Source organism: Snuella lapsa (assembly GCF_039539345.1).
Taxonomy (GTDB): Bacteria; Bacteroidota; Bacteroidia; order Flavobacteriales; family Flavobacteriaceae; genus Snuella; species Snuella lapsa.
The window spans coordinates 16364-30012 of the sequence record NZ_BAABCY010000085.1 but is presented as its reverse complement, the minus strand read 5'-3'; the positions used below and the strand labels follow the sequence as shown (position 1 = coordinate 30012).

The window sequence follows — 13649 nt, the reverse complement described above, 5'->3', positions numbered from 1 at the left end:
TCTCATATTGATAGGTTGAAACATGTTGTTTAACTGTTTAAATACGTTTATTAAGCTTCAGTAAAAACTAATTTATCTGTATTAGTAGTTTTTGCTTTTATATTTTTAAAGGTTTGACTTTTCCCAGAATTGAGGTTTGTACACACAATGGTGTATTTTCCCTTCTCAAATACTTTAGGGCTAAATGCATTGTTGTGCATTCTTATATTGTATATCAATGCTCCTTTGTTGTTATAAATGGCTACTAATGGTTGTACTTTGTTGGTATCTATAATCGTTGGGAGCCATGCTTCTGCTTTTTTGCCAAAATTGTCTTTTTCGTTTATGGTAATAGGCCAACCTGGGAATTGGCTATCGGGATCTTTAGGGTTGCTAAATCGTTTATAACAGTCTGTTTTTATAGTTCTGTCCTTTTTGTTAAAGGTTACAATACCGTAGCCGACAGCCCTGTTGTAAAGTATTTTTGGTTCTTTGTGCATATTGTGTGGGTTTCCAGCAGCCAACACCGTTATTTTATTCCCAAAGCCATCAATGTGGTTACCTGTATATGCAGGATTTTCATAGGAGTGCTTTGATGTATCTTCAATAGGAGGCCAGAAACGTCTGGGCCAAACATTGTTAAGTGCGGGTCCAGCAAAAGCAAATCCACTATCTCCGTGAGTGTCTACACCATATTGCACGAAGGATCCTAAATGTTGATCTCCAGCAATATGAAAGGCATGGGCTTTGCGTATAATTTCAACTGCTTGGTCTCTTTTTATAGCTGGCCATCCGTTCGAGTCCATGTCAACTGTTGGCTTATCCCCAACTACATACTCTCCAATTTCTGGTATTGGTAGGGAGGGGACAACTTCATCGTTAACAGCATCTTTGGGTAGGGTAGCAACTGTTGCAAAATTGGTTTGAGACAGTACCGCTTTCATTTTGGTGTCTTTGGACCAGTTTTCAACCCAGTGTTCTAAAAAGGTTTCTTGACGCTCTCCTAGTAGTTCGGCGTCAAGATGTTTATATTCTTTTATATCAAAATCTTTATTCAAGATCCAGCCATTTTGGACCTGGGCACTTTCGGGAAGTATGTGTTTAGGTGCAGACTTGAACTTTCTATCTTCTAGAATGGCAAAGCTTACACCTGCATAGTCCCAGCTGGTATAATAGACTCCGATATTATTTTTTACGGGAGTGGGGTCGTATGGATCTGGTAAATGGCTAGTTTGTGTAAACTGCACCATGTTAACCCATTCGGGAGGCATTTTATAACCTCCAGAATCTTGTGATTTATAACCAAAACCTTCGGAGTTATTAGCAAGTTCACCTCCTTCTCCCCAAACATTGCCGTGGTATACATCATGATCGTCTGGAATGATCGCACAAGGGATATGGCGGAAAATCTCTCGGTAGGACCAACCAAACATCATCCACTTTCTTAAGTAATCTAAACTGGATTTATCCAGTTCGCCATTGTACTGGGCTCCGTAGCCACCTGTAAACTCGTAAAATTGATCGCCCAAAAACATACTAATGTCTGGCTTTAATAATGAGACACTTTCATGGATATCGGCATCTGGAAATCCATAATGTGCGTTACAACTAAAAACAGCTGCCTTTAATAGGTCATTGTCTTTGGGTTCGGCAGCAATTGTTCCTTCATAATCGTATTGGTATAATTCGTTATTTTTTAAAGGTACTTCCAGACGCACACGGTAAGGGATATTTACTTGATGTGCCCAATTAGGCACTTGAAAGTTAACGGCGCGGCCTATGTTGTTTAACGTAGTTTTATGTTGTGTTGTCCAAGCGCCATCCATTTTAAACTGCAATTTTATTTTATGGCCTTTAATTAGCTCTACGGGACTACATTGAGCTGTAAGTTTTAATTTCTGTTTATGCAATGTATATTGAGCAAAGCATATTGGCCCAAAAAAGTTATTTGGATTATAGTAAAGGGCTTCGGAAGCTATGTTCCAGTTTTCGAAGGCAACACTAGGTTGCTCTAAGGTTTTTCGTTTTAAGTTAACATCACTTAATAAGGCAAAATTGCCTTGTAAGTTTTCTGAAGCTATTTCTATATTACGCTGTTCAGTGATAGGCGTATTAGTTTTAGTGTCTATTATTGATACAGTTAGGGCAGCAGTTTCTAAACTTATTGGGGTAGAAGTAATCTCTAGGGTGTAAGTGTTTGGAACCGTTTGGATATTCGTTTCATATTGTTTTTCTCCTATTTTGAGTTTACCATTAGGTGTTAGACCTACATCGAGTCCTTTACCAAAAACGGCAGCTGAGCGGTAATCATCAAAAGGTCCTTTTGCTCCGATGCGTAGTCCAATGCAACCATCGTTGTATTGCGATAAGTTGTTGTTTAAATTGCTAATGCTTACCGAAGTTTGGAACGGTACGTTGCCTTTAGGATTTTGTACTGTTAATAAATGTAAATTCCTATTTGAGGTAGTGACATCACATATAACACGACCTTCTTCAAGCCTCCAGTCTTGCAGACGGTTACCCCAGTATTGGGGGCCTACCCATTTCATGTCTTGCCAGAGATGCCATTCACTTTTAAAATTAACAGGTACAGGTCCTTTAAAGAATGTAGAAAAGGATTTAGAAAAGGCGTAGCCAGAAGTCATAGGTAAGACGGAACCTAATAAAAAGGTTTTAATGTAATCTCTGCGTTTCATATGGATTTTATAATATTAATAAATTTAGTTTTAACAGTTAAGTTGTTTGGACTGTTTGGTCCAAATTTAAGTTTTTTTAAATGCTTTTAGGATGACTTATTCTTCATAAATTGGGTATAAATCCTTCTAAAGGAACAAAGCAGGCATGTTTGATTGTATTCTTGAATAAGCACTACTCAAATAATTTAGCTCATTCTTTCCCAGTAACAGTAAGTGTATGAGGTGTCGTGAAGCATGCCGTACTATGCTTGTAAGTTGTTTAAAACTGGAATACCTTATTTCGATGATAGAGGAGTCCTTCTTAAGTTTGAATATTGTTGTAGATGCTTTACAGGTCATTCTAAGTTTATTGATAGGTGTGATGTGAATTTTAATGTTTGTGTCATGTGTTTATAATTACGCCTCCTTTATATAATACGAGTTTTTTAACACCTTCCCCTATATCATGCTTCGGTAAATAGCAGATCATCGGTATTTGTGTTTGTAAATTGTTTAAAACAAGAACATCTTATTTCGATGGTAGTTGAGCCCTTCTTAGGTTTGAATATTGCTGTAAACGTTTTGTTAATCATTCTAAGTTTATTGATTCGTATGATGTAAATTTTAATTGTACCATGCATTCATTTTTATAGAGTCTATTTCTACTGTTAAAATCCTTAAGCAAATCACCTGGGTAATTGGCGATGCTTATTATATATATAGCTAAAGATTGAAAGTGGGTGAAAAAACAACTTTTTTTATTGTGAATTTATGGGTGTCGAAAGTAAGACTGTTATCTGTGAAGAAAGTTTAATTTTATGAATTTTTGCAAGTATACCCAAGAGCACCTATAGCGTTTTGGCAATCTAAAGCTAGTAAAATAATGTAATTAAGGTGTTTGTTTAACAGCTTGTTGGATGTGAATGCTTAAATGCATTTAATCACTAATAATAAAATAGGAGCCATCTAGTATAAGAAATGGGCATTCTTCAATTCCTTTTGCTTAAGGCAATTTTAGACTGAGGGTAAAAGGGGCTAACGATGTAAGGCAAAAGGTCTATTCTTTAATAATTTCGACTTCAAATAATTTATCCCAGCGTTTTCCGGTAACAAAGATGGTATTGGATGCACTATTATGTGCAATACCATTTAAAACATCTAATTTTTCGTGTTGTGTTACTTTTTTCTTTAAAGAAGAGAAATCTATTACGGCAATAACAGCTCCATTTTTTGGATTAATAATAGCCACACCATCCTTTTGGTAGATGTTGGCATAAATTTTTCCATCGATCCATTCCAGTTCGTTAATTCTACCTATTTTACCTTTGTTAGTATATACCTGAATAAACCCTTGCTCAGTCAAGGTATTGGGATCTAATGTCCATATTTTTTCTGTACCATCACTTTTGTAAATAACGGTATCATTATTACATAAGCCCCAACCTTCTTTACTATTACCATATTTAAAGCTACTTAGCTTATCAAACGAGCTAACATCGTATACAAAACCTGTACCTTCTTGCCAGGTTAGTTGGTATATTTTATCATTTAAAATAGTAAGCCCCTCTCCAAAATATTCATCGGCTAAATTAATATTCTTTAAAACCTCTCCAGTTTTGTAATTCACACGTCTCAGTTTCGATTCTTTGTACTGTCCTGTGCTTTCGTACAAGTTGTTATCAAAAAATTCAATGCCCTGAGTATAAGAGGTTATATCATGCGGATATTCGTTAATAATCTTAAAAGTGTAAATCTTTGGTGCTTCCCCATTTAATAAAGTTATAGAGGTGTTTACGGTTTGTTCGGTATTATTAAAATAGACTTTAGCTTCTAATGTGTGTTTTCCTAATTTAAAGTCGTTTAAAGCAGTTGCTTCTTTAATTGATTTACCATCCAAGGTGTAGAAAACAGAATCAATAGTGTGCTTTTTTTTATTTTCTAAAGTGATCTTTAAGGTCTCGTTTATGGAAATATCCCCTTTAATAGCATTGGTTTTTATGATAAAGTCTGTCTTTTTTTGATTAGACTTAGATCCACAAGCACTAATTAGTGTTATTAAAAATATGATTGTGAGACGTTTAAATGTATTCATGATTTACCTTAAATTTTAAGCAAGATATTTATTTAAAATCGGTTTAAAAAATCATTGTGGAAATTTTAAAAGATTGTATCTTTGCACTGGCAAGTCCTACACAACCAGCTCCTGTTGAATCCTCCAGGTCGGGAACGAAGCAAAGGTAGATGGTCGTAGCGGTGTGATGTAGGTAGCTTGCCTTTTTTTATGCCGTTTTCTTTCCCAATATGTACAACAATGCTAACTTTACGAACAAAAATAATACATGTCTAAAGTCGTTTTAATCACGGGAGGTTCTTCTGGAATAGGTAAATCAATAGGAACGTATTTAATTAAAAAATCATTTAAGGTTTATGGTACTAGTAGAAATCCAGATAGATATAAAGAAAGCCTGTTTCCTATTTTACAATTGGATGTTAAGGATGTAACCTCTATTGAAAAGGCTGTTAAAACGATAATCGATACAGAGGGAAGATTGGATGTTTTAATCAATAATGCTGGAGCTGGGATAACTGGTCCCATAGAGGAAATACCGGAAGAAGAAATTAGAGCTAATTTTGATACTAATTTTTTTGGTCCTATTAATGTAATTAAAGCAGTGTTGCCACAAATGCGGAAACAACATTCAGGGTTGATTATAAACGTTACTTCCATTGCAGGCTACATGGGGTTGCCCTACCGTGGTATCTATAGTGCCAGTAAGGGAGCTTTAGAGCTTTTAACCGAAGCTTTCAGAATGGAAATTAAGGGTTTTAATATAGAAATGACTAATGTGGCTCCTGGTGATTTTGCAACAAATATTGCGGCAGGTAGGTACCATGCACCTATTTTAGAAAATTCACCTTACAAGAAACCTTATGGAGATACCTTGAAGCTCATGGATTCGCATGTGGATTCAGGAAGTGATCCCAATCTAATGGCAGAAGCTGTTTATAAGGTTATCCTAATCAAAAAACCAAAAGTACACTATAAAGTAGGAGTGTTTATGCAGAAATTTTCTATTATTTTAAAACGAATCCTTCCTGATAGGTTGTATGAGAAACTACTCATAAACCATTACAAACTTTAGAAAAATCAATGTTTAGTTGGTTTAACAAAAAATGAGTTTAACCTTACCATTTAAAGTTGTAAATTTGCAGCTCAAAATAAAATATTTTAAGAATGAAGTTTTTTATAGATACAGCTAACCTAGACCAAATTAAAGAAGCGCAAGACCTTGGAGTCCTTGATGGGGTAACTACAAATCCATCATTGATGGCTAAAGAAGGTATTACAGGGACAGATAATATACTAAAGCATTATGTCGATATCTGTAATATTGTCGAAGGAGATGTTAGTGCAGAAGTTATTTCTACAGATTTTGAAGGAATGGTTAGGGAAGGTGAAGCTTTGGCCGAGTTACACGATCAAATTGTTATAAAGCTACCTATGATTAAAGATGGAGTAAAGGCTTGCAAGTATTTTTCGGAGAGAGGAATACGAACCAATGTAACTTTAGTGTTTTCTGTAGGGCAGGCTTTATTGGCTGCAAAAGCGGGAGCTACTTATGTGTCGCCTTTTATTGGTCGTTTGGACGATATTTCTACAGATGGACTTAATTTAATTGCCGAAATTAGACAAGTATACGATAATTATGCTTTTGAAACTGAAATCTTAGCGGCTTCTGTAAGACACACTATGCATGTTATCGATTGTGCTAAATTAGGGGCAGATGTTATGACGGGACCTCTTAGTTCTATTGAAGGCTTGTTAAAGCACCCGTTAACCGATATAGGTCTAGCAAAGTTTTTAGAAGATTATAAAAAAGGTAATAAATAATATACAACCTTCGTAAATGTTAAAAAGCCGGTATTCCCGGCTTTTTATATTTATTGTATTGTTGTTGTTTGTCTTATTTGTTGATTAGTCCCAATAACTGCTCTTCAAAATTCCTTTCAAAAATATTGGTGTTACTATTAACTATCTTTTGGTCCTCGTCTACTAAAATCGTTTTGGTCATGTGCCAGATAGCTAATGCTTTTGTTGATTCGGATGGATTTTGGAATTTGTACTCATCTTTATTTATGATCTTATTCCTTTCTACAATGGTTTTCCATTTTTGAGTATCATAGTCATCAATATTTATGCTTATAAACTTAACTTCAGGATATTTTAGTTTTAATTCATTTATTTTATTATGGCTATCCTTAAAATGATTGTAAAATTTATGAGACCAAAAGAATATTACTGTAGGTGAGTTTATTAATGAATTAATAGGGTTTTCATTGCTGTTATGAAGGTTAATTACTTTTACATTTGGTATGCTTGTACCTACTTTTAATTTACTTAGCGAGTTGGCAAAAAGCTTTATTTCTTCATTGTTTTCTTCACTGGAACTTTTACTTAAATAACTAGCGATTATTTTTTTGTTTGTTGTTTCATTATTATTTCTTGTTAAAAAGTTCATGGTGAATTTAAATAACAATTCATTTTTTAAAGTGTTGTTGGCAACCAAACTGTCTATGAGATTCAACCTGTCTAGATTGTAACAAGTAGAAAGCCAGTTAAAATTATCTTCCTGAGAATGTTTAAAATGACTAGAAAGAGCTAAGTTACTAAGGCTGTATTTTAAAAACGATTTATAAATGTGGTTGTCCTTTAAATTGTTGTCACTATAGTTAATTTGCTGTCTAAAGGCATAGAAGTCTTTTGGAAGCTCCTTTAAAATTTCAGCCTTATTGCCATAATGCACAAACGGATAAATTTCTTTATTATAATAGTAGTTAAAATCAATATTAGCCCTAGCTATACTATTGAATAAATCGGAAGTTTTGTTTTTTCCCTTAAAGGTATCAAGGTTTTTGTCTTTGCTATGCTTTATAGAGTCTACGTGTTTATCGTAGGCTGCTGGTGTTAATTGGCATAATTTGAATATCTCTTTAACCTCGTTTTCATTTTTTAAAAACTCATCAATGAAATAATTGTTCTTTTTAGCACCTATACCAGTATAAACCAAGGATTCATCAAAGTCTAAGGTGTTCAGTCTAAACAAAATACTATCGTTAGGTTCTAAGAGTACTGTTTGGTATTCAAGACCTTCTGAGGATTGTAAGCTAAACGAATACAAACCAGGTATAAGATTGTCGAATTTATATATAAACCTATTGTTTTTATCAAGTCTAACCGTATCTATAACTTCGTTGGAATGATTAATGAAGACAATATCGTTTTTGGGGCTAACAACTTCACCTCCAATATAAGCATAGTCATTCTTACTATCATGTTCGCAACTAAGAACGGTTATTAATATAGTTAATATCCAAAAATATAATTTCATAAATCTCCCTCTAAAAGATGAGCAGCATACGCGCTTTTCTATACAAAAATATAGGTTGTAATTAAAAAGTGTTGTTAATACGCTGTTAAATAAACTAGACTTGGGAATTAAGGAAAATCTGCCATAACCCATAAAAAGCGGTTATCGATTAGAAACAAAGGCATAAACAGCTTGCTTTAACCTGTTAAATTATTAGTAATGGATGTTTCGTCTTACGGTTTGAATTTTCTACTTTTGCAGAAAATAAAAAGACTCATATATGTTATCAGTTTCGAATCTTTCGGTTCAGTTTGGGAAACGCATTCTTTTTGATGAGGTGAATACAACCTTTACTCAGGGGAATTGCTATGGAATTATTGGAGCTAATGGATCAGGAAAATCTACGTTTTTAAAGATTCTTTCTGGAAAGCAAGAGCCTACTTCGGGGCATATTTCATTAGAACCGGGCAAGCGCATGTCTGTATTGGAACAAAACCATAATTTGTACGATGCGCATACAGTTTTAGAGACCGTTTTAATGGGAAATAAGCCTTTATTTGAAATAAAATCTGAAATGGATGCGTTGTATGCCGACTACTCAGATGAAAATGCAGAAAGAATAGGGGAGCTTCAGGTACAGTTTGAAGAGATGAATGGATGGAATGCCGATAGTGATGCAGCCGCAATGTTGTCTAATTTAGGGATAAAAGAGGAGTTTCATTACATGCTAATGAGCGACATGGATGGTAAGCAAAAGGTACGGGTGCTTTTGGCACAAGCCCTATTCGGAAATCCTGATGTGTTGATTATGGATGAGCCTACCAACGATTTGGATTACGAAACTATTTCCTGGCTAGAGAATTTTTTAGCAAACTATGAAAATTGTGTTATTGTGGTGTCTCACGACCGTCACTTTTTAGATGCTGTATGTACACACATCTCTGATATTGATTTTGGTAAAATTAACCATTATTCGGGTAATTACACGTTTTGGTATGAATCTTCTCAATTAGCTGCGCGTCAGCGTGCTCAGCAAAACAAGAAAGCCGAAGAAAAGAAAAAGGAATTAGAAGAGTTTATCAGGCGTTTTTCTGCCAATGTGGCTAAAAGTAAACAAGCTACAAGTAGAAAAAAGATGATCGATAAACTAAATATAGCAGATATTAGACCTACTAGTCGTAGGTATCCAGCAATTATTTTTGAACGAGATAGAGAAGCAGGAGATCAAATTTTGAACATTCAAGGTTTGGCAGCTTCTATTGAAGGGGAAACATTATTTAAAGAAATCGACCTAAATCTTAACCGGGGAGATAAAGTAGTTGTTTTTTCAAAAGATTCGAGGGCGACTACTGCTTTTTATCAGATTATAAATGGGAAGGAGCAGGCTGATGCAGGTGAGTACGCTTGGGGAATAACAACAACCCAGTCTTATCTTCCATTAGATAACAGTGAGTTTTTTAGCAATGATTTGACATTAGTAGATTGGTTGCGTCAATGGGCAACGACCGAAGAAGAGCGCGAAGAGGTTTATATTCGTGGGTTTTTGGGCAAAATGATTTTTAGTGGAGAAGAAGCCCTTAAGAAGTCGAATGTGTTATCGGGAGGGGAAAAAGTACGTTGTATGCTAAGTAGAATGATGATGGTAAGAGCAAACGTGCTTATGTTGGACGAACCTACAAACCACTTGGATTTGGAAAGTATTACGGCATTTAATAATTCGCTTAAAAACTTTAAAGGTACCATTTTGTTTACGACTCACGATCATGAATTTGCCCAAACAGTAGCAAATCGTGTAGTAGAATTAACACCTAATGGCATTATTGATAGATATACTACTTTTGACGAATATATGCAGGATGCAAAAATTAAGGAATTGCGTAATAAAATGTATTCAGTTACTGCCTAAAGAGATAAATATAGCTCTTAAAAACGGTTAACCGTTAAAGACTATAGAATGAAGTTTTTAAAATCCGGAGATTATTATGCACTCCGGATTTTTTAGTTTTTGTATACCGGTATCTTATGCTTTTGTTATGGGAGAGTCAATTTTAGTAGCCTTTTTATAATCAAATAATCACAATTGAAGAACACACAATGCCTAATTTTAAAGTATAATGTCGTGTTGTTAGAAATAGGCTATTTAAAATTATGGCATGTTTATTGAAAATAAAAGTCAAGTCACTAAATATTATGAAATTATGAACAAAATCTACTTTCTATTTTCGTTATTGTTAATGCTAAGCCTTGCTTCATGTGGAAGTTATGGTTATGTACGTTTGGATTACCCTCAAAAACCAATGGTGGTACTTCCAGAAGGTATTAATAACATAGTTGTACTAAACCGTTCATTGACAAAAGAGGAGGACAAAAGGGGAGAGGTGTTGGAATCAATAGCAACAGGTGAAATTGCAGGATCTGATAAGTTGGCTTCCGATGAAGTAATAAAAGGAGCGTTTGATGGTTTACAAAACAAGAGCCATCTTAATATCGTGATACCTGACACATTAAGGATTTATGGTACGGGTACTCGACAAATGCCGGATAAGTTAAACTGGGAACGCGTGGCCTCAATTTGTAATTCAGCACAAGCCGATGCTCTTTTAGTACTGGAGACCTTCGATTCCAATTCCAATATTTTACGCTCTGCTATTGCTGATCAGGTATCGTCTGTGATGACAACAGGAAAACCAAATTTACGACTTCCATCGCGGGTACGCGTTGATGTAAAGAGCTATTGGCGATTATACGATCCCGTAACGAAAAGTATTTCTGATCATTTTCAACAAACCTACTACATGGATTTCGATTTAGTTAATGATTTACCTCCCGTTAATGCACTTCATGAAACAGCTTATGCAGCAGGTCTTGATTATGTTAGTAGGTTTTTACCTGGGTATTATAGGGTAAAACGGGATATGTATAAAAAAGGAAAAGGAAAGGATAAGCGGTTATTTGATAGAGGATGGCGATCTACTGAAGTTGCCAGATGGAAGGAAGCTATTGAAATATGGAGAGAGATTGCAGAAGATACAAATAGCAAATCTGCAGGAAGAGCTGCTTTAAATATAGCTGTTGCTTATGAGGTGTTGGGAGAAACCAACCTAGCTTTGCAATGGGCACAACAAGCCTATAGAGATTATGGGGATAAACTAGGTCGTGATTATTCAAAAACACTTCTTAGAAGAAGAAACTTAGAGTTTTAAAGCTACTTTCAAAGTCATACAGGAGAAGTAAACTACCTCTGTGCAAACACGCGAGGTAGTTAAAAGAAATTATTCTTGATTTCGGATGAGCCTCAGAGCATTTAAATCTCGATTGTCGATTTCAGATCATTTAGTAGCTATTATAGCACTTGAAGGTCCCGTTAAAGGCATAATTTTCGTTTTTGAAAAACCTGTATTTAAAGCCCACTGGTTAAAGTCAGAAGCTGTAAAATCAAAGCCTTGATTGGTTTCAATAGCCATGTTTAAGGACATCATTAAACCAAAGGCATTTTTATTTCTTTCATTATCAATTATATTTTCTATAACGACAAACAATCCACCTTTTGGTAATGCGTCGTAAGCTTTTTTTATTAGCATTAACTTATCCTCCATACCCCAATCGTGCAAAATATTGCCCATGGTAATAACGTCGGCTTTTGGGAAATCATCTTTAAAAAAGTCGCCAGAAACAACATCTATTCTATCATCTAGCCCAATCATTTTAATATTTTCTTTTGCAATAGGACCAACAGGAGGGAGGTCGTATGAAATACATTTTATATGAGCATTGTGTTTGGCAATATGTATTGAAAGATTACCTCCAGAGCCCCCAATATCACAAAGCGTGTTATAATTGGAAAAATCAAATTCATGAGCCAATTTCATAAAGTTGCCCGCTTGTACCCCTCCCATACCATGTATAAACTCCCTTAAAGTATCTTCATTACTATAGAGTGCTTCAAAAATTGGTTGCCCTCCATGCTTTGTTTCGTTTTGAGGCTTACCAGTTTTTAAACATGTTTCCAAATCGTTCCAAAATGGGTATAATCGATTGTTGGACATTTCTAAAATGCCTCCTATATAGCTTAATTTGTTTTTATCTAAAAACATATCTGTATCTTCCGAATTGCTATACAACGCATTCTCTTTAATTCCAGTACGTTTTAAGAACCCTAGAGCTACCAGGGTGTCTAAAAAATCAAAAAGAGATCTTTTGTGCAATCCTAATTTTTCTTGAATTGCCTCACCTGTTAGCGAACCATTTGCTAAATGTGTGAACAGCCCCATATTAACAGCCGATAAAAGGGTTTTTGAGGCCCAAAAGCCCATGCCTATTTGCATGATTTTAGACGGGGTTACTTGATTTGTGTTTTCTGTGTCCATTTTGTTGGTTGTTTAGCGTTTCTTATTGGATGTAATGTATTTATAATAATAAGTTGTTAGATATTAAATATAGTGAATTTAAGCCATTCGGGATGTTTTTCTGGTTATAGATATTAAATGTATAATCGAAAAGAATTCTTCATGGTTCTGACTCCGGGATATTTCGTTTTAAGAAATCCTTTGTTTTTTGTAAATTTCAGTTACTTAACAAAACGAATAAAGATTATTTGTAGATGGAGGTTAAAAACAATAAAATCAACTATGTAGAGTTTAAAGCAACAAATCTTGAAACAATAAAAACGTTTTATAGCCAAGCTTTTGGTTGGGATTTTACAGATTACGGCCCTGACTATGTAGCATTTTCAAATAGTGGCTTAGAAGGCGGTTTTGAGAGAACAAAAGGAGAGATCGTTAATGGCGCGTTGATGGTACTCTACCATGAAGATTTAGATGCGATAAAAGCAAAAATACTAGAAGTTAAAGGAAGGCTTTCTAAAGATATATTTTCATTTCCCGGAGGGCGTAGGTTTCATTTTTTAGACCCATCAGGAAATGAACTGGCAGTTTGGTCTGATAAATAAGCCATTTAAATAGCTGTAAACTACTATTCAAATGGCTTATGCTAACTAGGTAATCAAGGTTTAAAGGAAACGATATCTATAAAATAAAAGATAAACTTAAAATAAGCTGATCGGGTCTTGCATCTAATCGGCTTGTACCAATATTATTATTGTTTAAAAAGCTCGCTTCATTATCGCTAAAACCACGTTCATATCTTACATCTAAACCAATCTTTTTAAAGTTAAGGCCGATACCAAAATTTAATCCAACAGAAAATTCGTTTTCAATGTCATTAATAGATATACCATCAAATTCGGTATCCAAAATGTACTGCAAAGCAGGGCCGCCAAAAACACTAACAGGCCCTATAACTTTTAAACCTACAAGCAATGGGGCATCTAGTTTTTGCATGCTAAAGCTATCATCATTATAATCACTTTTTGTTTTTGTAAAAACAACTTCAGGCTTAAAATAGACCTGGTTTCCTATTTTTCCAAACAATCCAAAGTTGTATCCTATATTTCTATCAGGGTGTTTTGCATTGCTACCAATGGATTCAAAATAATCTCCATTGGCATTGTAGTTTAAACCGGCTTTAAAGCCAAAGCCATGAGCCGTTTGGGATATTACAGAAGTAGGAATGGCTACTAGGAGTAGTAAAATAAAAATGGGATGTTTCATAATAGTATTTTTTTTAT

The 13649-nt window shown here is 34.7% G+C and carries 10 protein-coding genes and 1 other RNA gene; 6 read left to right on the top strand and 5 right to left on the bottom strand.

Going from position 1 to position 13649, the window contains the following annotated elements:
* Positions 1-50: 50 nt before the first annotated feature.
* Together ABD792_RS15845 and ABD792_RS15840 are read right to left on the bottom strand one after the other, a co-directional pair.
* On the bottom strand, positions 51-2675 hold the full coding sequence (locus ABD792_RS15845; RefSeq protein WP_345007342.1) for an alkaline phosphatase D family protein: 2625 nt from the start codon (positions 2673-2675) through the stop codon (positions 51-53).
* Between the two features lie 1036 nt (positions 2676-3711).
* Complete coding sequence (locus tag ABD792_RS15840) at positions 3712-4746, bottom strand: glutaminyl-peptide cyclotransferase (protein ID WP_345007341.1); 1035 nt, start codon at positions 4744-4746, stop codon at positions 3712-3714.
* An 87-nt stretch (positions 4747-4833) separates the two neighbouring features.
* On the opposite strand from ABD792_RS15840, the gene ffs reads away from it, so the two are divergent.
* The 3 genes from ffs (at position 4834) to fsa (ending at position 6546) form a co-directional block, all read left to right on the top strand.
* An RNA gene (gene ffs, locus ABD792_RS15835) (signal recognition particle sRNA small type) lies at positions 4834-4932 on the top strand.
* A gap of 61 nt (positions 4933-4993) precedes the next feature.
* Positions 4994-5797 carry an SDR family oxidoreductase gene (locus tag ABD792_RS15830; RefSeq protein ID WP_345007340.1) on the top strand — a complete coding sequence of 268 codons (804 nt, stop codon included), beginning with the start codon at positions 4994-4996 and terminating at the stop codon, positions 5795-5797.
* Between the two features lie 92 nt (positions 5798-5889).
* Entirely contained in the window at positions 5890-6546 is a 657-nt protein-coding gene (gene fsa / locus ABD792_RS15825; protein WP_345007339.1) for a fructose-6-phosphate aldolase, read from the top strand.
* A gap of 73 nt (positions 6547-6619) precedes the next feature.
* Here the strand turns inward: fsa and ABD792_RS15820 are convergent, their stop codons facing one another.
* On the bottom strand, positions 6620-8044 hold the full coding sequence (locus tag ABD792_RS15820; protein ID WP_345007338.1) for a TlpA family protein disulfide reductase: 1425 nt from the start codon (positions 8042-8044) through the stop codon (positions 6620-6622).
* A 259-nt stretch (positions 8045-8303) separates the two neighbouring features.
* Between ABD792_RS15820 and ABD792_RS15815 the strand changes: the two genes are divergently transcribed.
* Both ABD792_RS15815 and ABD792_RS15810 read left to right on the top strand, forming a co-directional pair.
* Positions 8304-9929, top strand: coding sequence for an ABC-F family ATP-binding cassette domain-containing protein (locus ABD792_RS15815; protein ID WP_345007337.1), 1626 nt, complete (start codon positions 8304-8306; stop codon positions 9927-9929).
* Positions 9930-10221: 292 nt separating this feature from the next.
* Positions 10222-11226, top strand: coding sequence for a DUF6340 family protein (locus ABD792_RS15810; protein ID WP_345007336.1), 1005 nt, complete (start codon positions 10222-10224; stop codon positions 11224-11226).
* A 126-nt stretch (positions 11227-11352) separates the two neighbouring features.
* On the opposite strand, the gene ABD792_RS15805 is transcribed toward ABD792_RS15810, so the two are convergent.
* Complete coding sequence (locus ABD792_RS15805; RefSeq protein ID WP_345007335.1) at positions 11353-12390, bottom strand: methyltransferase; 1038 nt, start codon at positions 12388-12390, stop codon at positions 11353-11355.
* Between the two features lie 233 nt (positions 12391-12623).
* Here ABD792_RS15805 and ABD792_RS15800 point away from each other — a divergent pair, with 233 nt between their 5' ends.
* The gene (locus ABD792_RS15800) at positions 12624-12971 is read left to right on the top strand and encodes a VOC family protein (protein ID WP_345007334.1); all 348 of its coding nucleotides are present in this window, start codon (positions 12624-12626) and stop codon (positions 12969-12971) included.
* Positions 12972-13047: 76 nt separating this feature from the next.
* Here the strand turns inward: ABD792_RS15800 and ABD792_RS15795 are convergent, their stop codons facing one another.
* Positions 13048-13632: an outer membrane beta-barrel protein gene (locus tag ABD792_RS15795; protein WP_345007333.1), complete on the bottom strand. Its 585-nt coding sequence runs from the start codon at positions 13630-13632 to the stop codon at positions 13048-13050.
* Positions 13633-13649 lie beyond the last annotated feature (17 nt).

Coding starts and splice junctions, on each gene's coding strand:
- ABD792_RS15845 (WP_345007342.1), bottom strand. CDS start 2,675: ATGAAACGCAGAGATTACATTAAAACCTTTTTATTAGGTTCCGTCTTA.
- ABD792_RS15840 (WP_345007341.1), bottom strand. CDS start 4,746: ATGAATACATTTAAACGTCTCACAATCATATTTTTAATAACACTAATT.
- ABD792_RS15830 (WP_345007340.1), top strand. CDS start 4,994: ATGTCTAAAGTCGTTTTAATCACGGGAGGTTCTTCTGGAATAGGTAAA.
- fsa (WP_345007339.1), top strand. CDS start 5,890: ATGAAGTTTTTTATAGATACAGCTAACCTAGACCAAATTAAAGAAGCG.
- ABD792_RS15820 (WP_345007338.1), bottom strand. CDS start 8,044: ATGAAATTATATTTTTGGATATTAACTATATTAATAACCGTTCTTAGT.
- ABD792_RS15815 (WP_345007337.1), top strand. CDS start 8,304: ATGTTATCAGTTTCGAATCTTTCGGTTCAGTTTGGGAAACGCATTCTT.
- ABD792_RS15810 (WP_345007336.1), top strand. CDS start 10,222: ATGAACAAAATCTACTTTCTATTTTCGTTATTGTTAATGCTAAGCCTT.
- ABD792_RS15805 (WP_345007335.1), bottom strand. CDS start 12,390: ATGGACACAGAAAACACAAATCAAGTAACCCCGTCTAAAATCATGCAA.
- ABD792_RS15800 (WP_345007334.1), top strand. CDS start 12,624: ATGGAGGTTAAAAACAATAAAATCAACTATGTAGAGTTTAAAGCAACA.
- ABD792_RS15795 (WP_345007333.1), bottom strand. CDS start 13,632: ATGAAACATCCCATTTTTATTTTACTACTCCTAGTAGCCATTCCTACT.